General features: G+C 60.8%; 18 protein-coding genes. 8 read left to right on the top strand and 10 right to left on the bottom strand.

The genetic code is table 11. The features are described 5' to 3' along the window. Positions 1 to 10: 10 nt before the first annotated feature. The 6 genes from sufS to IB144_RS11025 all read right to left on the bottom strand — a co-directional run bounded on the left by sufS (position 11) and on the right by IB144_RS11025 (position 5,787). A complete protein-coding gene (gene sufS, locus IB144_RS11050; protein ID WP_023158838.1) occupies positions 11 to 1,231 on the bottom strand; it encodes a cysteine desulfurase SufS in 1,221 nt (406 codons plus the stop codon). Then, positions 1,228 to 2,502, bottom strand: coding sequence for a Fe-S cluster assembly protein SufD (sufD, locus tag IB144_RS11045; protein ID WP_023158837.1), 1,275 nt, complete (start codon positions 2,500 to 2,502; stop codon positions 1,228 to 1,230). The genes sufS and sufD overlap by 4 nt, the downstream gene beginning before the upstream one ends. Continuing rightward, entirely contained in the window at positions 2,477 to 3,223 is a 747-nt protein-coding gene (gene sufC / locus IB144_RS11040; protein WP_002908876.1) for a Fe-S cluster assembly ATPase SufC, read from the bottom strand. Before sufC ends, sufD begins: the two co-directional genes overlap by 26 nt. 16 nt (positions 3,224 to 3,239) lie before the next feature. Next, positions 3,240 to 4,727 (bottom strand): Fe-S cluster assembly protein SufB, encoded by a 1,488-nt coding sequence (sufB, locus tag IB144_RS11035; RefSeq protein WP_002908877.1) that lies wholly within the window; start codon positions 4,725 to 4,727, stop codon positions 3,240 to 3,242. Positions 4,728 to 4,729: 2 nt separating this feature from the next. Then, complete coding sequence (gene sufA / locus IB144_RS11030; protein WP_004143232.1) at positions 4,730 to 5,107, bottom strand: Fe-S cluster assembly scaffold SufA; 378 nt, start codon at positions 5,105 to 5,107, stop codon at positions 4,730 to 4,732. A 482-nt stretch (positions 5,108 to 5,589) separates the two neighbouring features. After that, on the bottom strand, positions 5,590 to 5,787 hold the full coding sequence (locus IB144_RS11025) for a hypothetical protein (protein ID WP_002908880.1): 198 nt from the start codon (positions 5,785 to 5,787) through the stop codon (positions 5,590 to 5,592). On the opposite strand from IB144_RS11025, the gene IB144_RS11020 reads away from it, so the two are divergent. From IB144_RS11020 to lldD, 4 genes are all read left to right on the top strand, one after another. Continuing rightward, the gene (locus IB144_RS11020) at positions 5,786 to 5,923 is read left to right on the top strand and encodes a hypothetical protein (protein ID WP_014343173.1); all 138 of its coding nucleotides are present in this window, start codon (positions 5,786 to 5,788) and stop codon (positions 5,921 to 5,923) included. The two genes, IB144_RS11025 and IB144_RS11020, sit on opposite strands and share 2 nt — an antisense overlap. Before the next feature lie 100 nt (positions 5,924 to 6,023). Further along, positions 6,024 to 6,419 (top strand): DoxX family protein, encoded by a 396-nt coding sequence (locus tag IB144_RS11015; protein ID WP_004143228.1) that lies wholly within the window; start codon positions 6,024 to 6,026, stop codon positions 6,417 to 6,419. Continuing rightward, positions 6,416 to 7,048 (top strand): TetR/AcrR family transcriptional regulator, encoded by a 633-nt coding sequence (locus IB144_RS11010; RefSeq protein WP_002908882.1) that lies wholly within the window; start codon positions 6,416 to 6,418, stop codon positions 7,046 to 7,048. The genes IB144_RS11015 and IB144_RS11010 overlap by 4 nt, the downstream gene beginning before the upstream one ends. Before the next feature lie 254 nt (positions 7,049 to 7,302). After that, positions 7,303 to 8,487, top strand: coding sequence for an FMN-dependent L-lactate dehydrogenase LldD (gene lldD, locus IB144_RS11005; protein WP_004151846.1), 1,185 nt, complete (start codon positions 7,303 to 7,305; stop codon positions 8,485 to 8,487). 55 nt (positions 8,488 to 8,542) lie between these two features. Here lldD and IB144_RS11000 read toward each other — a convergent pair whose 3' ends face one another. The 4 genes from IB144_RS11000 to IB144_RS10985 form a co-directional block, all read right to left on the bottom strand. After that, entirely contained in the window at positions 8,543 to 11,635 is a 3,093-nt protein-coding gene (locus tag IB144_RS11000) for an efflux RND transporter permease subunit (protein ID WP_065888587.1), read from the bottom strand. After that, entirely contained in the window at positions 11,632 to 12,741 is a 1,110-nt protein-coding gene (locus tag IB144_RS10995; RefSeq protein WP_042937734.1) for an efflux RND transporter periplasmic adaptor subunit, read from the bottom strand. The genes IB144_RS11000 and IB144_RS10995 overlap by 4 nt, the downstream gene beginning before the upstream one ends. Before the next feature lie 74 nt (positions 12,742 to 12,815). Beyond that, positions 12,816 to 13,430, bottom strand: coding sequence for a TetR/AcrR family transcriptional regulator (locus tag IB144_RS10990; protein ID WP_004143215.1), 615 nt, complete (start codon positions 13,428 to 13,430; stop codon positions 12,816 to 12,818). A gap of 95 nt (positions 13,431 to 13,525) precedes the next feature. Continuing rightward, positions 13,526 to 14,521 carry an NAD-dependent epimerase/dehydratase family protein gene (locus IB144_RS10985; protein ID WP_032417267.1) on the bottom strand — a complete coding sequence of 332 codons (996 nt, stop codon included), beginning with the start codon at positions 14,519 to 14,521 and terminating at the stop codon, positions 13,526 to 13,528. Positions 14,522 to 14,617: 96 nt separating this feature from the next. Between IB144_RS10985 and IB144_RS10980 the strand changes: the two genes are divergently transcribed. From IB144_RS10980 to IB144_RS10965, 4 genes are all read left to right on the top strand, one after another. Next, positions 14,618 to 15,529 carry a LysR family transcriptional regulator gene (locus tag IB144_RS10980; protein ID WP_149358889.1) on the top strand — a complete coding sequence of 304 codons (912 nt, stop codon included), beginning with the start codon at positions 14,618 to 14,620 and terminating at the stop codon, positions 15,527 to 15,529. Positions 15,530 to 15,687: 158 nt separating this feature from the next. Continuing rightward, positions 15,688 to 16,686, top strand: coding sequence for an ABC transporter substrate-binding protein (locus IB144_RS10975; protein WP_065888588.1), 999 nt, complete (start codon positions 15,688 to 15,690; stop codon positions 16,684 to 16,686). Continuing rightward, entirely contained in the window at positions 16,686 to 17,723 is a 1,038-nt protein-coding gene (locus IB144_RS10970; protein ID WP_001545318.1) for an iron ABC transporter permease, read from the top strand. Before IB144_RS10975 ends, IB144_RS10970 begins: the two co-directional genes overlap by 1 nt. Beyond that, the gene (locus tag IB144_RS10965) at positions 17,723 to 18,484 is read left to right on the top strand and encodes an ABC transporter ATP-binding protein (RefSeq protein ID WP_016530777.1); all 762 of its coding nucleotides are present in this window, start codon (positions 17,723 to 17,725) and stop codon (positions 18,482 to 18,484) included. Before IB144_RS10970 ends, IB144_RS10965 begins: the two co-directional genes overlap by 1 nt. Positions 18,485 to 18,536 lie beyond the last annotated feature (52 nt).

Genomic DNA, 18,536 nt, shown 5'->3' with positions numbered 1-18,536 from the left:
GTCCCGTCCTTTACCCTAACAGTTTGCGGATCCGCTGGAGGCCGGCCACCAGGCGGTCCACCTCTTCCGTGGTATTGTACATCGCCAGCGATGCCCGACACATAGCCGGTACCTGATACCGGGCCATCAACGGCATCGCGCAGTGGTGTCCGGTCCGCACGGCGATCCCGTAGTTATCGAGGAAGCTGCCGACGTCATAGGCGTGATGCTGACCGAGGTTGAAAGCAATTACCCCTTTACGCTGCGCCGGGCCGTAAAGGATCAGATCCGGTACCGCGCGCAGGGCATCGAGCGCGTAGCGCATCAGCGTCTGCTCATACTCGGCAATCTGCGACAGTCCCAGCTGGCTGACGTAGGTCAGCGCCGCGCCGAGGCCAATGATCCCCCCGGTATTCGGCGTGCCGGCCTCAAAGCGCCACGGCGCCTGATTCCAGGTGGTGCCCTCCGTCAGGCTGACGGTGGCGATCATCGACCCGCCCCCTTCCCAAGGCGCCATCGTCTGCAGCAGCTCGGACCGGGCGTAGAGCACGCCGATCCCGGTCGGCCCGTACAGCTTGTGGGCGGAGAAAACATAAAAATCGCAGCCCAGCGCCTGGACGTCCACCGGGTGGTGCATCACCGCCTGGGCGCCATCCACCAGCACTTTCGCGCCATGCTGATGCGCAAGAGCAATCAGCGCCGCCAGCGGGTTTTCCGTCCCCAGCACGTTGGAGACCTCGGTTATCGCCAGCAGGCGGGTGCGCGGGTCAAACAGTCCCGGGACAACATCCAGTTGCAGCGTACCGTCCGGGTTCAGGGGGATCACCCGCAGCTCAGCCCCGACGCGGGCGCAGAGCATCTGCCACGGCACAATATTGGCGTGGTGCTCCATTTCGCTGATGATGATGTTATCCCCGGCGCCGACGTTGGCGTTTCCCCAGCTGTTGGCCACCAGGTTGATACCCTCGGTGGTGCCGCGGACGAACACCACTTCCTCCGCCGATCCGGCGTTAAGGAAGGTGGCCGCCTGCTGACGCACGGCTTCCATCCGCGCGGTGGCTTCCGCGCTGAGGGTATGGATGCCGCGGTGCACCGCCGCGTAGCCGTGGCGATAGAATTCCGCTTCTGCGCCGATCACTGCCTCCGGCTTCTGGGCGCTGGCGGCGCTGTCGAGATAGACCAGCGGCTGACCGTTGACCTCCCGGTTCAGTACCGGAAAATCGGCGCGAACCTGTTCTACTGAAAATGTCATACTGTGCCTCCCGGCAAACGCTGTCCAATACGCGCCAGCACCTGCTCTCTGAGCGCGTCGCTGCGGATAGCCTCGGTGAGCTCGGCGGCGAAGGCGTAGAGGATCATCTGCTGCGCCGCCTGCTGTTCGATACCGCGCGAGCGCAGATAGAACAGCTGCTCTTCGTCAATGCGCCCCACCGTCGCCCCGTGGCTGCATTTCACGTCATCGGCGTAAATTTCCAGCTGCGGTTTGGTGTCGACCTCCGCCAGCCGCCCGAGCAGCAGATTATTGTTGGTCATCTGACCGTCGGTTTTCAGCGCGAGCGGCGCGACGTTGATCAGCCCGTTAAACACCGCCCGCCCCTTATCGCTGACGATGGTTTTGTGCAGCTGGCGGCTGGTGCAGTAGCCGACCTGATGGTCGAGCCAGGTGCGGCTATCGCAGACCTCATTTTTCACCGGCATCGCCAGCGAATTGAGGCGCAGGTTGCTGTTTTCGCCGCCCAGGCGGGTGCTGGTCTGGTGACGCAGCACCTGGCCGCCAAGCAGGAAACTGCTGCTGAAGGCCGAGGCGTCGCGGCCCAGCAGCAGGTCGTTATGGGCGAAGTGATAGCTGCGGGCATTCTCAAATGCCAGCTTGATATGCTGGAGGTGCGCGTTATCGGCCACCGTCATGGTCAATCGCCCGCCGGTGAAATGCGGCTGCTCATTGAGGCTCAGGTAATGCTCGACAATCGTCGCCTCCGCCCCGCTCTCCAGCGCCAGGTGATGGCGATAGTGGGCGGTATTCAGCGCATCGCCGGTCAGGCCACTGGTGATATGCATCAGCAGCAGCGGTTTATCCAGGCGGCGGTTGCGCGGCACGCGAATGCGGGTCACCGTCTGGGCCAGGCTTTCGGTCAGATGGAGAAACACCTCCGGCTGCAGGGCATCCGGCAGATGCTGGCGCTGATTATCGACACTGACCTCCACGCCGCTGGCGGCAAGATCGTCGCTCAGCTGAGGATGATAGCGGCCATCGATAAACACCAGCCGCCAGGCGTCCAGCGGCAGCGCCAGCGCATCACGCTGTTCAGCGCTGAGAGAGGCTCCCTCATCGGCGACAAAGCGACCGTTAAGTAGGGCATCCAGCGGAGTGTATTTCCAGTCCTCGTGCTTGCGCGTCGGCAGCCCAAGGCGCAGCAGCTGCTGCAGATGCTGACTGGCCTCCGGGGTACGCGGGCCGCCCTGCGCTTCAAACAGATGGTGCCACTGCTGCAGCGCGTTACTGCTGTTCGGTAAGCCAGCCATAGCCCTGCTCCTCCAGCTGTTTGACCAGAGAGAAATCGCCCGACTTCACAATCCGCCCCTGATACAGCACATGGACATAGTCCGGCTTGATATAGTCAAGGATGCGCTGATAGTGGGTGACAATGATAAAGGCGCGTTTGCCGTCGCGCAGGGCATTCACTCCCTGCGAGACGATTTTCAGGGCATCGATATCCAACCCCGAATCCGATTCATCGAGAATGCACAGCTCTGGCTCAAGCACCGCCATTTGCAGAATATCGTTGCGCTTTTTCTCACCGCCGGAGAAGCCAACGTTCACCGAGCGGGTCAGGAGATCTTCCGGCATCTGCAGCAGCTTGATCTTTTCTTCCATTAAGTCCTGGAAATCGAAACGATCCAGCGCCTCCTGGCCACGATAGTTGCGCACGGCATTCAGCGCAGTCTGCAGGAAAAACTGGTTGCTGACGCCGGGGATCTCTACCGGATACTGGAAGGCCATAAAGATACCTTCCCCGGCGCGATCTTCCGCAGCGAGTTCGAGCAGGTTTTTGCCCTTAAATTCAACGCGACCGCCAGTCACCTCATAATCTTCACGCCCGGCCAAGGTGGCCGAAAGCGTACTTTTGCCTGAGCCGTTCGGCCCCATAATGGCATGGACCTCTCCCGGGCGCACCTCAAGGTTCAGCCCGCGCAGGATCGCTTTATCTTCGACGGCGACGTGTAAATCTTGAATACTTAACATCTTTTTTCCTTAATTATCAGCCGACGCTATGTTCAAGGCTAATGGCCAGCAATTTTTGCGCCTCTACAGCGAACTCCAGCGGCAGCTCGGAGAAGACGTCTTTACAGAAACCGTTGACGATCATCGAGATGGCGTCGTCTTCACTGATCCCGCGCTGCAGGCAGTAGAACAATTGATCTTCGCCAATCCGCGAGGTGGTCGCCTCGTGCTCCAGCTGGGCGCTGTTGTTGCGGCATTCAACATACGGGAAGGTATGCGCCCCGCAGTCCGGGCCGATCAGCATCGAATCGCACTGGGTATAGTTGCGGGCGTTGGTGGCGGTCGGCATGATTTTGACCAGCCCGCGATAGCTGTTCTGGCTGTGTCCAGCGGAGATCCCTTTCGAGATGATGGTCGAGCGGGTGTTCTTGCCGATATGGATCATTTTGGTGCCGGTGTCCGCCTGCTGATGGCCGCTGGTCAGCGCCACCGAAAAGAATTCGCCGATCGAGTTATCGCCGCGCAGGATGCAGCTGGGGTATTTCCAGGTGATGGCCGAGCCGGTTTCCGACTGGGTCCATGACATTTTGCTGTTCTCCCCTTCGCACAGGGCGCGCTTGGTGACGAAGTTGAGGATCCCGCCGGTGTTGTTATCGCCGGGGAACCAGTTCTGCACCGTGGAGTATTTCACTTCCGCGTCTTTATGGATGATGACTTCAACGACCGCGGCATGCAGCTGATAGCTGTCGCGCACCGGCGCCGAGCAGCCTTCAATATAGCTGACGTAGCTGCCTTCATCGGCCACCAGAATGGTGCGTTCAAACTGCCCGGTCTTTTCGGCGTTGATGCGGAAATAGGTCGACAGCTCCATCGGGCAGCGGACGCCCTTCGGCACATAGATAAAGGTGCCGTCCGAAGCCACCGCGGCGTTCAGCGCGGCAAAGAAGTTGTCATTCCCCGGCACTACGGTGCCCAGATACTTTTTCACCAGTTCCGGATGGTCGTGGATCGCCTCGCCGAAAGAACAGAAGATGATCCCCTGCTCGGCCAGCTTTTCTCGGTATGTGGTCGCCACCGACACCGAGTCAAATATCGCGTCCACCGCCACCTCGCGCCCTTCGCGTACCGGCACGCCCAGCTGGTTAAAGGCTTCTTCCACCTCGCTGGTCAGAAAGGTATTGGCCCCGGTCTGCTGCACCGCGCCAGGCTCGGAGGCGCAGGTCTCATCGCAGTTGCCGCAGGAGGGCGCGGAATAGTAGCTGTAATCCTGATAATTCAGCTTATCGTAATGCGCTTTCAGCCAGTGCGGCTCCTCCATTTCCAGCCACGCCCGGTAGGCATTCAGACGAAACTCCAACATCCACTGCGGCTCATTGCGGCGAGCCGAGATAGCCCGAACGACTTCTTCATTAATGCCTTTGGCCAGCTCATCGGTTTGCAGGCGAGTAAAAAAGCCCTCTTTGTAGTTGAGCGGGCCGCCGGTCCAGGTTTTGACATCGTCAGTTGCTTCAGTATTACGCGACATAGTTACTCCGCCTGCACCCCAAAACTTTCGCCGCAGCCGCACTCATGCTGCGCTTTCGGGTTATGAAATTTAAAGATTTCATTTAAACCTTCCCGGACATAATCCAGCTCGGTGCCGTCGATGAACGGCATCGCCTGCAGCGGCGCAAACAGCTTCGCCCCGTCAGATTCAAAGAGCAGATCGTCGGGCGCCGGCTCGGCAATCATTTCGAGCACATAGCCAAAACCAGCGCAGCCGCTGGTTTTAATGCCCAGCCGCAGCCCTTTCTTATCCGGCTGCTTGCGCATCAGATCGCGGATATGCGCGGCAGCGGCCGGCGTCATGGTCAGTCCCTGCCAGCTGAAATCGGCGGGATTAAAAGTTCCTGCTTGTACTTCCATCGATAGACCTCCAGGTTGGCGCCATCAAGGCATACCGCCATGTTAGTGATAATGATTATCACTTCAACCCTTCTGCAGCAGGGGTATTGCCTCATTTAGTGCTTTTTATAAGCATAGACCCTCGCCCGGGGATTATCAGGGCGTGCAAATAGAACTTAATGCATTGATTTATAATATGTTATTTTGAAATCATTCTATCTCCGCACGCAATGGCAAAGATGTATCGAAAATACCGATTTATGCAATAGCGGCAGACCACCTTGCTGGTTATCCTTTGCAGGCGAACATAAAGTGACAACGTAACAGAAAGACCATGCCAGCGCGGGGCGCGGCCCCGGCCATGCGCTAGAAAAAAGCGGGTAGTGAAAGCGCCCGCCGGTAACGCTTCAGGAAAGGAATAAGCGCCGCTCGCCGGCCGCATTCGGGGAATAAAAACCAAAATAAAACGGGCAAACGGGACTGCCAGGCGGGATACCGGCTGGCTAGGTGCCTTTACTCACCAGCCGGGCGGCCTGGACAAAGACCTCATCCTCTACCCCGTCCCCCTTCTGTCTGCCCAGCCTCACCAGTTCATCCACGATACTCCCCTGATTAATCTGCTTTTGGGTCGCCACTAAGCTAATGACCGCCGCGCCGATGGCCATGCCAATCAATGCCGTTTGTTCATCTTTATCTTTCATGGTGTCGCTCCGTCTGTCCTCCTCAGAAAGGCTAGCAAAAGATACCATCTGCTCAATTTCAAATTCACCTTCTTTACGTCTGACGCAAAGCCTGCGGCAGGGCACCTGGCAGGAGAAAAACAAACTAAGCGGCTGATTATAATGGCATAACACTAATGGACAATTAACAGACTTGTGAGTCTTGAAATTATTTTTTAGACTCCGTAGTCTGTTTATTATCAATTGCGTAAAATCTTATGCCTAATTCGACCTTGTTTTTCATCACCCTTTGTCTCTCTCGCGTCCTGGTGACCTTCTTCTTCTGGATGGCAGGCATCTACGGCGTCTTTCATTTCGCGGAGATCGTTCAGGAGATGGTGACCGTCGGCCTGCCGTGGCCGGTCTTGTTCGCGGCGGGCACGATTTTTTGCCAGCTGGCGGGTTCGGCGCTGATCGTTTTTAATCCTGCCGGCTACGGCTGGATTGGATCGGGGATGCTGATTGTGTTTACATTACTCACTATTCCGCTGGGACACGCCTTCTGGGCCTTCAGTGAACCCCGGCGCACTGAGGAATTCCATATTGCGCTTGAACACATTACCGTGGTCGGAGGATTAATTATGAGCGCGCTGTTTGCAGGCTATCGGCGATGAGCGAAACCCCTCGTCAGAAAGGTCGGCCAAAAGATCCGTTGAAAACGCAGGCGATACTTCAGGCCGCCCGTAAGCTGTTTCTGGAACAGGGCCTGGAGGTGACAACGGCCGAAATCGCCCGCGTAGCCGGGGTGGCGAAAGCCACCCTGTATGCCAATTTCAGCGATAAAGAACATCTGATAGAGGCGGTCTTACGCCAGGAATCGGATCTCACCATCAGCGACCATGATTTCGCCCAGCGCCATCATCTGCCGCTGATCGAGGTACTGACGGCGTTTGGCTATCGCTTTGTCCGCTTTATCAACCAGCGGGAACTGACCGGCTGGGACCGACTGATCGCCTCGGCTGCCGTGCGTCACCCCGATCTCCCCGGCCGCTTTTACGCCGCCGGGCCGGGGCGCGCGCAGCAGATGCTGGAAGCGATCATCGCCGAGGCGATCGAAGCCGGTACTTTACGAGCCTGCGATCCGCAGGAGGCTGCCGACGAACTGGCCGGTTTATGGTTGGGAATGACCAGCCTGGCGATAAAACTTGGCGCAAGACCTCCGCTGTCCGACGACGAAATCAAACAGCGGGTTGAGCGCGCCCTGGACGTCTTTCTGCGCGCGTATTCCCTGGCGCCGGGCTGATCTCTCCTTCCCCTTTTCAGTGCTGTGGCCTGGCGCAAGGCTGATTTATTGTGCCCAATCCGCGCCCGGCGCAAAAAATAATGTCCTTACCGGTTAGCATTAAAAGAAAATAACAACCACAGAGTGCAACGCAGATTATTCCATGAGGGAATAGTGGGAATGCTAATATTTCATTTCCTCGCCGGTTTTTAGAGGCCTATAGTTTTTTTACCTGCAGAACATCCACTAAGGTTAAAAAACATAAGGACATAATAATGATTGTTTCAGCCCCCAGCGATTATCGCGAAGCCGCTCGTCGTCGTCTGCCCCGCTTCCTTTTCGATTATATTGACGGTGGCGCGGTGGCGGAAAACACCATGAACGCCAACGCCGCCGAGCTTGCCTCGGTAGCTCTTCGCCAGCGCGTACTGTGCGGGGCCGGCGAACCGACGCTGGCGACCACGATCCTTGATGCCCCATGGGCGATGCCCGTGGCGCTGGGGCCCGTCGGCGCCACCGGGATGTACGCCCGCCGCGGCGAAGTCCAGGCGGCCCGCGCCGCCTCCCGCGCCGGGATCCCGTACACCTTATCCACCGTGTCGGTCTGCTCGATTGAAGAGGTGGCGAGCCACGCCAGCGGCGCGCTCTGGTCCCAGCTGTACGTACTCAAAGATCGCGGCTATATGCGTAACGCGCTGGAGCGCGCCTGGGCCGCTGGCATGAAAACCCTGGTATTTACCGTCGATATGCCAATCCCCGGCTCGCGGTATCGCGATAACCGCTCAGGAATGTCCGGGCCGCACGCCACCCTGCGACAATATCTCCAGGCTTGCACCCATCCGCGCTGGGCGATGAACGTCGGGCTGGCGGGCAGACCCCTGTCGTTTGGTAATATCGAAGCCTACACCGGCCACAAAATGACCATGGACGACTATATGGGGTTCATCAGCAACAACTTCGACCCGTCCATCGCCTGGCACGATCTGGAGTGGATCCGCGACAGCTGGCAAGGAAAATTAATCATCAAAGGGATCCTCGATGCCGACGATGCGCGCAATGCCGTGCGGCTGGGCGCCGATGGTATTGTGGTGTCAAATCATGGCGGCAGACAGCTCGATGGCGCCATCCCCACCGCCCGGGCGCTGCCCAGGGTGGTGGATGCGGTCGGCGACGATCTGACAGTGCTTGCCGATTCCGGGGTGCGCTCCGGCGTGGACGTTATACGTCTGCTGGCCCTCGGCGCGAAAGGCGTGCTGCTCGGTCGGGCCTATATTTATGCCCTGGCCGCGGCGGGCGAAGCGGGCGTGGCGCATCTGCTGCGCTTATTTGCCGAGGATATGAAGGTTACCATGACCCTCACCGGCGCGACCTCGCCATCGGCCATCAGCCTCGATTGCCTTGATCGCCTCGAACAGGATCAACACCGCACTCATGCGGTGCCGGTATCCTTACCCGCCTGACGCTGCCCGGGACCTGGCCTGGCCATGTGCCTCGCCCAGGTCCGGCAAAGTGGAATTACCTCTGAAGGTGCAACTCTGTCTGTTGTAGCGTGTTCTCCGGACGGATGCGGAACCAGATCGCGTACATGGCCGGCAGGAAGATAAGGGTCATGATGGTTCCCCCCAGCGTCCCGCCAATCAGCGTATAGGCGAGCGTTCCCCAGAAGACCGAATGAGTGAGCGGAATGAACGCCAGGATCGCCGCCAGCGCGGTCAGCAGAACCGGGCGGGCGCGCTGCACCGTCGCCTCCACCACCGCGTGGAACGGATCGAGCCCCGCCTGTTGGTTATGATGGATTTGGCCAATCAGGATCAGCGTATTGCGCATCAGGATCCCCGACAGGGCGATCAGGCCCACCAGGGCATTGATGCCAAACGGCTGATTGAACAGCAGCAGCGTCGGGACCACGCCAATCAGCCCCAGCGGCGCGGTCAGGAAAACCATGACCATCGCCGACAGCGAACGCACCTGCAGGATAATGATCAGCAGCGTGAGGGCGATCATTATCGGAAATAACGGCACCATCGCCCGGGTAGCCTTGCCGGATTCCTCAATCGACCCCGCCGTCTCGATGCGATAGCCAGGCGGCAGCGAGTCGATAATGGGCTGCAGCGGCTTCATCAGCGCGGTGGAGACATCCGGCGGCTGCAGGTTCTCCGCAACATCTCCGCGGACGGTGATGGTCGGCGTGCGGTCGCGACGGCGAAGCAGCGGGTCCTCCATCCTGATCGACACGTCGCCAATCTGTGACAAGGGAACCCGCTGCCCGCCGCTGCCCACCAGGGTGAAGTCGGCGATTTTCGCCGGATCCAGACGGATGTCGCCCGCCGCGCGGCCGATCACCTGCACGGCGCGAATATCTTCCCGGACGGTGGTGATCGGGATCCCTGACAGCAGGAACTGCAGCTGCTGGGCGACGGACTGGGAGCTGAGTCCGCTCGCCTGCAGCCGGTCCTGATTGAGGCTGAAATGCATCACCGGTACCCGCGAACCCCAGTCGGTATTGACGGTGCGCATCAGCGGACTGGCCTGCAGCACCGATTTAACCCGCTCGGCGATGTCGAGCAGAGCGTGCGGATCGGGCCCCATCACCCGCCAGGCGACCGGATAAGGCGAATAAGGGCCAAACACCAGCTGAGTGACGCGCACCCGCGCCTCCGGCGCCAGGCCATTGGCCACCGCCTCCCGCAGCCGCCGCTTGAGCGCCTCGCGGGCACCCTGCCCGTCGGTCAACACCACCAGTTTGGCGAAGGAGGGATCGGGCAATTCCGGAGCCATCGCCAGGTAAAAGCGCGGCGCGCCCTGGCCGATATAGCTGGTGACAATCTTCGCCTCCGGCTGCCGCTGCAGCCAGTGCTCAATTTTCGCCGCCGCGGCGCTGGTCTGGCTAATCGACGACCCGTAAGGCAGCTGCACTTCAACCAGCACTTCCGGACGATCGGAGGTGGGGAAAAACTGCTTGTTCACCACGCTCATGCCCAGGATCGCCACGATAAACAGCGCCACCACTCCGGCGGCCACGCGCCATTTATGAGCAATAACCCGGGTCAGCAGCCGACGGAAGCGCTGATAGCGCGGGGTGTCATACAGCGCGGCGTGGCCGGCCGCCGCGGGCTTTCTGTCCGGCAACAGGTGCACCCCCAGCCAGGGGGTAAAAATCACCGCCACCATCCAGGAGGCAATCAGCGCGATACCGACGATCCAGAACACATTGCTGGCGTACTCCCCGGCGGTGGACTGCGCAAATCCATTGGGCATAAAGCCCACGGCCGTCACCAGGGTACCGGCCAGCATGGGCGCGGCGGTATGGCTCCAGGCATAGGCCGAGGCTTTGAGGCGGTCATACCCCTCCTCCATTTTGACCACCATCATTTCGATGGCAATGATGGCATCATCCACCAGCAGCCCCAGGGCGAGGATCAGCGAGCCGAGAGTGATGCGGTCGAAGTTTTTGCCGGTCGCCTCCATCACCACAAACACCACGGCGAGGGTTAAAGGCACCGCCGCCGCGACCACCACGCCCACGCGCCACCCCATGCTGACAAAGCACACCGCCATCACCACCAGCAGGGCGACAAAGAATTTGATCATGAACTCATCGACCGCGGCGCTGATATTCACCGACTGATCGGTCACCTTGGTCAACGACATGCCGAGCGGCAGGCTCTGATTGATGCTGGTCGTTTCGGCGTCCAGCGCTTTCCCCAGCGCCAGACCATTCCAGCCCTCGCGCATCACCACGCCCAGCAGCAGCGCCGGTTCGCCCTGATGGCGGATCAGGAAGGTCGCGGGATCTTCATACCCTCGCTCAACCGTGGCGACATCGGCCAGTTTCAGCGTTCTGCCCCCGGCAATAATCGGCGTGTCGCGGATCTGCTGCAGGCGGTCAAACGCCCCATCGAGGCGGATAAAGATCTGCCCGCCCCGGGTCTCAATGGCCCCGGCGGCGGTCAGCACATTCTGGCTGTTCAGCGCGGCAAAAATCTCCTCTGGCGAAAGGCCCAGGGTGGCGAGACGATCATGAGAAAACGAGAGATAAATGCGCTCCGCCTGTTCGCCGAGGATATTCACTTTTTTCACCCCGGATACATGCAGCAGCTGCTGGCGCAGGGCTTCAGCGTCACGCACCAGCTGCCGCGGCGGCTCTCCCCGCGCCTTCAGAGCAAAGAGGGCAAAGGTGACATCGGCGAATTCGTCATTCATCATCGGGCCGGAGACGCCGGCAGGCAGGTTTTTCGCCTCATCCCCGAGCTTTTTGCGCGCCTGATAAAACTGCTCCGGCACCTCGGAAGGCGGGGTCTGATCCTGCAGCGACAGGGTGATCAACGCCATGCCAGGGCGGGTATAGGTCTCCGTGCGATCGTACCACTTTAGCTCCTGGAGCCGTTTTTCCAGCGGCTCGGCGACCTGATCCTGCATCTCCTGCGCGGTGGCGCCGGGCCAGACGGTAATGACCGTCATTTGCTTGACCGTAAAGGGCGGATCTTCCGCTCGCCCGAGTCCGAAGAACGCCACCAGCCCGGCGACGGCGATAAGGATAATCAAAAACAGGGTCACCGACCGCTCGCGGACGGCCAGCGCGGAGAGATTAAAACGCCCGGCGCTCATGGCTGGCTCCCGGCGGCATTATGCTCGCGTCGTTCCGCCAGACGCACCGCCTCGCCCTGGTGCAGAAGATGGGCGCCCAGGGCGACGATCGGCTCGCCGGGCTTCAGCGGGCCGGTCACCCGCGCGGTTTCATCATCCAGGCCGAGCACAGTTACCGGTTGCCAGGAGACGGTGGCCGGACGAGAGGCAATGCGCCAGACGCCAGGGCCGTTACCCGGATCGTAGACCGACGCCAGGGGCACCGCCAGCACCTGGCCTGGCGCCTGGTCGTTGCCGATGCGCAGGGTCACGGTAGACCCCAGCGGGGCATTCGCCAGCGCGCCGTTCAGTACATAGCGCGCTTCAAAGGTGCGGGTGGTGGCGTCAGCCGCGTCCGAAAGCAGGCGCAGGGACGCCGTGACCGGCTGAGATTCGCTGCCATAGCGTGTCGCCAGCGCCTCGCTGCCGACCGCCGGGCGCAGCGTCTCCGGCAGTTGCACCCGCGCTTCGCGCTGCCCCGCCCGCGCCAGGCGGATCACCACCTGCCCGGCGCTGACCACCTGCCCCGGCTCAGCGAGGGTTTCCACCACCACGCCGTCAGCATCCGCCAGCAGTCCGGCATAGCCGGTGGCGTTTTGCGCCACATTGGCCTGCGCCTGGGCCGCGCTGAGGTCGGCTCTCGCCGCCTCTGCTGCCGCGTTAATCTGGTCGAATTCCGCGGCAGAGATGGCGCCGCTCGCCACCAGGCCGCGATAGCGGGCCAGATCGTTGGCCGCCTTTTTGGCTCGCGCCCGCGCGGCATCTACGGCCCGCTGTTGGGACTGCGCCTGCAAGGCTAGATCAGCCGGATCCAGGCGCAGCAGCAGCTGACCGCGCTTGACGCTCTGCCCGGTTTCCACCCGCCGTTCAAGCACTTTTCCCGCCACCCTGAAGCCGAGGTCGCTTTGGGTTCGGGCCACTACCACGCCGGTAAAGGCCCGCGAGCCGGCCTCCGCGCGCTCGACGGTCGCCACCCGGACCAGCGGCGGCCGGATGCGGGGGTCGTCATGATCGGCAGGTTCGCCGCAGCCCGCGAGGGCCAGCGGCAGGAGGCAGACGGCAAGATGGACGGCGTTGAGCCTGAGCATGGGTCACCTTAATGAAAAGACCGGATGGTGACCGCATTCTCAGACTAGTGACCAATAAAGTCAATAGTCACCAATCAGGGGGAGAGACTTCTCAGGATCAGGGAGGCAAGCAGCACCGCCGCGGTGGGCGCGGTGTCGAGATTGTATTGCAACTGCACCGGGTTGATGAAAGGACACATCACCATATACACCGCCAGGGTCGCTTCATCCAGCGGGGTTTTGCGCTCGAACTCACCCGCCTGGCGGCCTTCGACAAGGATTTGACCAATCAGCTGCTGCAGATGACCGGCATACTGTTCCGTTGAAGGCCATTTATCGCGCGCCGCGACGGCGGCGATGTCGTACAGTTTGCGATCCTCGAAAAACAGTTCACTGCCGGCCTCGGTCAGCGCCCGGAACAGGCGGCGCAGTTTCTCGCTGGCGGACGGCGCATCGGCGATGGCCGCGCTGACGGCCACCATGATCTTCTCCAGCCGGCTGGCGCAAATCGCCTCGCCAATCGCCTGCTTGGAGTCAAAGAATTTATAGATATAGGCTTTGGAAAAGCCTATCGCTTTGGCGAGATCGGTGACCGTCGTTTTCTCATAGCCATAGCGACTAAAGTGCGCCATGGCCGCGTCAAGAATCTGGTCCCGAACGCTGTGGTCATGGGGACCACGGCTTGCAGGGGTGGGGGTATTTTTCGTCATCCGTTTAGCTTAATGCGATCGTTATCGTTTGACAACGAGTGACGTTATTATGATTTGGTCACAATAACGCCCCGCTCTGTGATCCTCTTGCCGCGTTACGCCTCACCCGCCTCTTGGTTTATCGCGCCGGCGGGCAGACAACCCAGGCCTTGCAGCGTCTGATACACCGCGCTGTCGAGCGGGGTATGCGGTTCCGCGCCTAAAAAATCAACCAGTTTATCGTTGCGCAGGCGTACCGGCAGACGCCAGAGATAGTGCATCTCGACCATTTCGCGCAGGGTGGCGTTGAAGGGCGCCGCCATCTTCACCAGCCACCAGGGAAAGGACTTCACTACCGCCCTGCCGCCATAGCGGGCGACCACCCGCTGGATCGCCTGACTCATTTCGCTGCCGTCCGGGTCCCAGTGGCCCTGCATATGAAAGCGGGCGAACGGCTCAAGCTCATGCCTGCGGGCCAGCAGCGCGGCAATGGTGGCGGCGACGTCGGGCAGCCAGGCCCACTGATGCCCGACGCCGATCGTCCCCGGGTAGCTAATGATGCGGGGAAGCTGACCAGGCTTGACCAGCCCCTGCGAAAACCAGTTATTTCCGGCGCGCGGGCCAAAAAAATCGCCCGCCCGAACAATCAACGCCCGGCCGCCGCGCTGCACGTAATCCTTCAGCGCCAGCTCCATCGCCACCCGGATGGCGCCTTTGCGGGTCACCGGCTGTTGTGCGGCCTCTTCAGCAATCAGCGGAAAGGCATCCGGTCCATAGTTGTAGACCGTGCCGGGCAGGACTACAAGCGCCCGCTGCCGTTCGGCAGCCTGCAGGGTGTTGCGCAGCATAGGCAGTACCTGTTGCCGCCAGTGCCGGTAGCCCGGCGGATTCACCGCATGGACGATGACGTCGCAACCGGCAGCCGCCGCCGCGACCTGGCCGCCATCCAGCGCGTCGCCGGCTATCCACTGTATGCCATCTTCGGGATCACGCATCTGGGCGCCGCGCTTCAGCGCCCGAACCTGCCAGTTGTCTGCCACCAGCCGGCGCGCCACTTCCCCGCCGATGCCCCCGCTTGCTCCCAGAATAAGTACCTTGCCGCTGCTGTTCATCCTCTTTCCCCGTTCGCTAATGGATGCTTGACAGCCTACCTGCGGCTCATATCAAATGAAATTGCATACCATCGTCGAACGGCTATACATATTTGTATGAATACCTCTATTCCCTGGGAGTGGTACCGAACCTTTCTCGCCGTCCTGCAGGAAGGCTCTTTATCGGGCGCATCGCGCACCCTGAACATCACTCAGCCGACGGCGGGGCGCCATATTGCCGGGCTGGAAACCGCCCTCGGCCAGGCCTTATTTACCCGCTCGCAAACCGGCCTGCTGGCGACCGACGCGGCGCTGGCGCTGCGGGTGCATGCCGAGGCGATGGACAACACCGCCCGGGCGCTGGAACGCACGGCGGCCAACTTTAGTCGCGACAGAGCCGATCTGCGTGGCGTGGTGCGGGTGGCCGCCAGCGAGGTGGTCGGCGCCGAGGTGCTGCCGCCGCTGGTTGCCCGGCTCAGGCAAGCGTGCCCGAATATCGTCATCGAACTGATGCTCTCCAATCGATTTCAGGATCTGCTTCACCGGGAGGCGGATATCGCGGTGCGGATGGTCGCCCCGCAGCAGGAGCAGCTTATCGCCCGCCGTCTCGGCAGGATTGAGCTTGGGTTACATGCCACCGCCGCCTACCTGACGCGCCAGGGCCTGCCCACGACCCTCGACGATCTGGCCAGCCACGCGCTGATTGGTTTCGATAGCGCCACCCCACTTGTTCGCCGGGCGCTGCAGGCTTACCCTCGTTTTCAGCGTGAGGCCTTCGCGATGCGGACCGATAGCGACCTCGCCCAGTTGAGCCTGATCCGCGCCGGAGCGGGGATCGGCATCTGCCAGGTGCCCCTTGCGGATGGCATTATTCCCCTGCAGCGAGTGCTGGCGGCCGACTTTTCTCTGTATCTTGATACCTGGCTGGTAATGCATGAGGATCTGCGCCACAGCCCTGCCTGTAAGCGGGTATTTGATTTTCTCGCCAAGGGGTTGCAGGCGTATATTCGTGGCCCACTGGCGAGCTGACCCGCCCCATCGCGCGGGCATTTCATTGCCTGCGGAAATAGTCACTCATTGACACTGTAAATATGGCATTGTATAAAACCCCGCCCCAATAATGAGTTTCATTTGCATTACTCCCATTTGCTGGTCATCCACTCGCCTGTTTACAAGGATAGCGTTTAATGAAGAAGGTCCTTTGCGCGTTAGGCTTGATGTTCACCGCCGTCAGTTCCGCGCTGGCAACAACCTACCCCCTGACGATTGAAAACTGCGGCTATCAGGAGACCTTCACCCGGCCGCCGGAGCGCGTGGTCGCGCTGGGGCAAAATACGGTCGAAATTCTGCTGCTGCTCGGGCTGCAAAAGCAGGTGGTCGCCAGCGCCTTCTGGCCGACCAGCGTTTTACCGCAGCTGGCTGAGCAAAACGCGAAGATTAAAACCTTGACGGTGGAAATTCCGAGCCTGGAATCGGTGCTGGCGCAAAATCCTGATTTCGTTCCCGCCCAGTTGCCGCTGCTGCTGGGGCCGGAAAGCAAAGTCGCCAGGCGTGAAGATCTCGCCACCGTCGGTGTGAACAGCTACGTCTCACCGGGGATGTGCGCCACTAAAAAGGCCACCGGCGATATGTACGGCAGCCGGCAAAAGCTGTGGGATATGACCTGGCTGTATCAGGAAATTAGCGATTTTTCCCGCATTTTCAACGTCGAAGATCGTGGTCAGGCGCTAATTGCCGATTTCAAAAAACGTGAAGCCGATCTGCGCCACGAATTTAGTAAAAACAAAAAAGATCTCTCCTTCGTCTTCTGGTTCTCCAGCGCCTCGCCTTCGGCCGATGCCTATGTCGGCGGTAAAAACAGCGCCTCCGGCTTTATCGCCAGCGTGCTGGGCGGACATAATGCGATTACCTCCGAAACCGAGTGGCCCACGGTGAGCTGGGAGAGCATCATTGCCGCCAACCCGGATGTGATCGTGGTCGCCAGTCTGGACCGTAACCGCTGGGCGCTGGATAAGGCCGAGGAGAAGATCAAATTCCTCAAAAGCGATCCCGCCGTCAGCCAGCTGGAGGCGGTGAAAAAAGGCCATATCGTGGTCATGGACGGTCAGGCGATGAATCCGACCATTCGCACGCTTTACGGCGCGGAACAGGTGGGCGAGCAGCTGAGAAAAATGGGGCTGAACTGATGAGCGTCGCCGCGATTGAGACGCGCCGCAGCATACTGCTCACCGGCTGGTGTGTACTGGCAGCGATCGTGCTGGCGCTGGTGATCGCTGTGGGCGTCAGCGTTGGCGAGCTGGCCATCCCGCTGCAGAATGTCTTTTACGCTATCAGCAACAGAACCGGCTTAACCGCTGAGCCGCTCAACCGTATCTATGAGAGCGTAATCTGGGATTTCCGCCTCAGCCGCGCGCTGGTCGCCGCCTGCTGCGGCGCAGGCCTCGCTATCTGCGGCGTCGTGCTGCAAAGCCTGCTGAAGAATGCCCTCGCGGAACCCTACGTCCTCGGCGTCTCCGCCGGGGCCTCCACCGGCGCGGTGTCGATCGTGGTGCTGGGCCTTGGCGCTGGCGCAATTTCCCTCTCGGCAGGCGCCTTTGCCGGGGCCTTCGCTGCCTTCGCCTTTGTCGCCTTGCTGACTAACGGCGCGCGCGGCGGCAATGAGCGTACGATTCTGGCGGGCGTTGCCGCCTCGCAGTTATTTAACGCCATCACGGCTTACACCATCAGCACCTCCGCCAGCGCGCAGCAGGCGCGCGATGTGATGTTCTGGCTGCTGGGCAGCTTCAGCGGCGTTCGCTGGCCCGAATTCCAGCTGGTCATTGTGGTGGTGCTCGCGGGTCTGGCGGTCTGCCTGTGGTATGCCCGGGCGCTGGACGCGTTCACCTTCGGCGACGATGCCGCCGCCTCGCTGGGGATTGCTGTGCCGCGCGTGCGCCTGATCCTCTTCACCACTGCGGCGCTGATCACCGCCACCATCGTCAGCATGGCCGGCTCAATCGGCTTTGTTGGCCTGGTGGTGCCGCACGTGATGCGTTTCTTCTTTGGCCCGCTGCACCGAACGTTGCTGATCGCCAGCGCGCTGGCAGGGGCGATATTGATGGTACTGGCGGACATTGCGTCGCGCCTGCTGATTGCCCCGCAAAGTCTGCCCGTTGGGGTAGTAACCGCCCTGGTTGGGGTGCCTTTCTTTGCCGTGATTATCTACCGCTCAAGGAATAAGTGATGAGTATTTGCGCTGAAAATATCACCTGGAAGGCAGGCAAAAAGGTCATCGTCAATAATGTCTCGCTGCGGGTGCCGCGAGGCGAAACGGTCGGACTGCTGGGGCCCAACGGCTGCGGCAAATCCTCGCTGCTGCGCGTTCTGGCGGGCCTGCGCCGCCCGGATGCAGGTCGCGTCACCCTCGACGGCCAGGATATCGCCCGGATGGCGAAAAAGCAGCTCGCCCGCCGCGTGGCTTTCGTCGAGCAACACGGCATGACCGAGGCCAATATGCGGGTGCGCGACGTCGTGCGCCTGGGACGCATTCCCCACCACTCTCCGCTCTCAAACTGGAGCGCTCAGGATGACGAGGCGATTGCCGCCGCGCTGCAGCGGGTAGCGATGCTGGAGAAAAGCGAACAAGGATGGTTAAGCCTCTCCGGCGGCGAGCGGCAGCGGGTGCATATCGCCCGCGCGCTGGCGCAGAGCCCGAGCGAAATCCTGCTGGATGAGCCGACCAACCATCTGGATATACACCATCAGATGCAGTTAATGCAGTTGATCAGCGAGCTGCCGGTAACCAGCATTGTGGCCATTCACGATCTTAACCATGCCGCGATGTTCTGCGATTCGCTGATCGTGATGCAGCAGGGGCAGATCCTCGCCAGCGGGACGCCGGAGGAGATTTTGTCCGAAGGGCTGCTGTGGGACGTTTTCCGGGTGAAAACCAAAATCGAGATCTCCCCTTACCACGGCAAAAAGCACATTCATTTCATCGTTTAGGTTGGGCGGATATGCCTCTTTTCTCCCTGCGCCCTGCGGCAACCCTCTGGCC

Origin of the sequence: Klebsiella sp. K4, assembly GCF_014596785.2 — a bacterium.
GTDB lineage: Bacteria > Pseudomonadota > Gammaproteobacteria > Enterobacterales > Enterobacteriaceae > Klebsiella > Klebsiella pneumoniae.
Note: the sequence above shows the minus strand (reverse complement) of the source record. Positions and strands in the feature narration are given on the sequence as shown.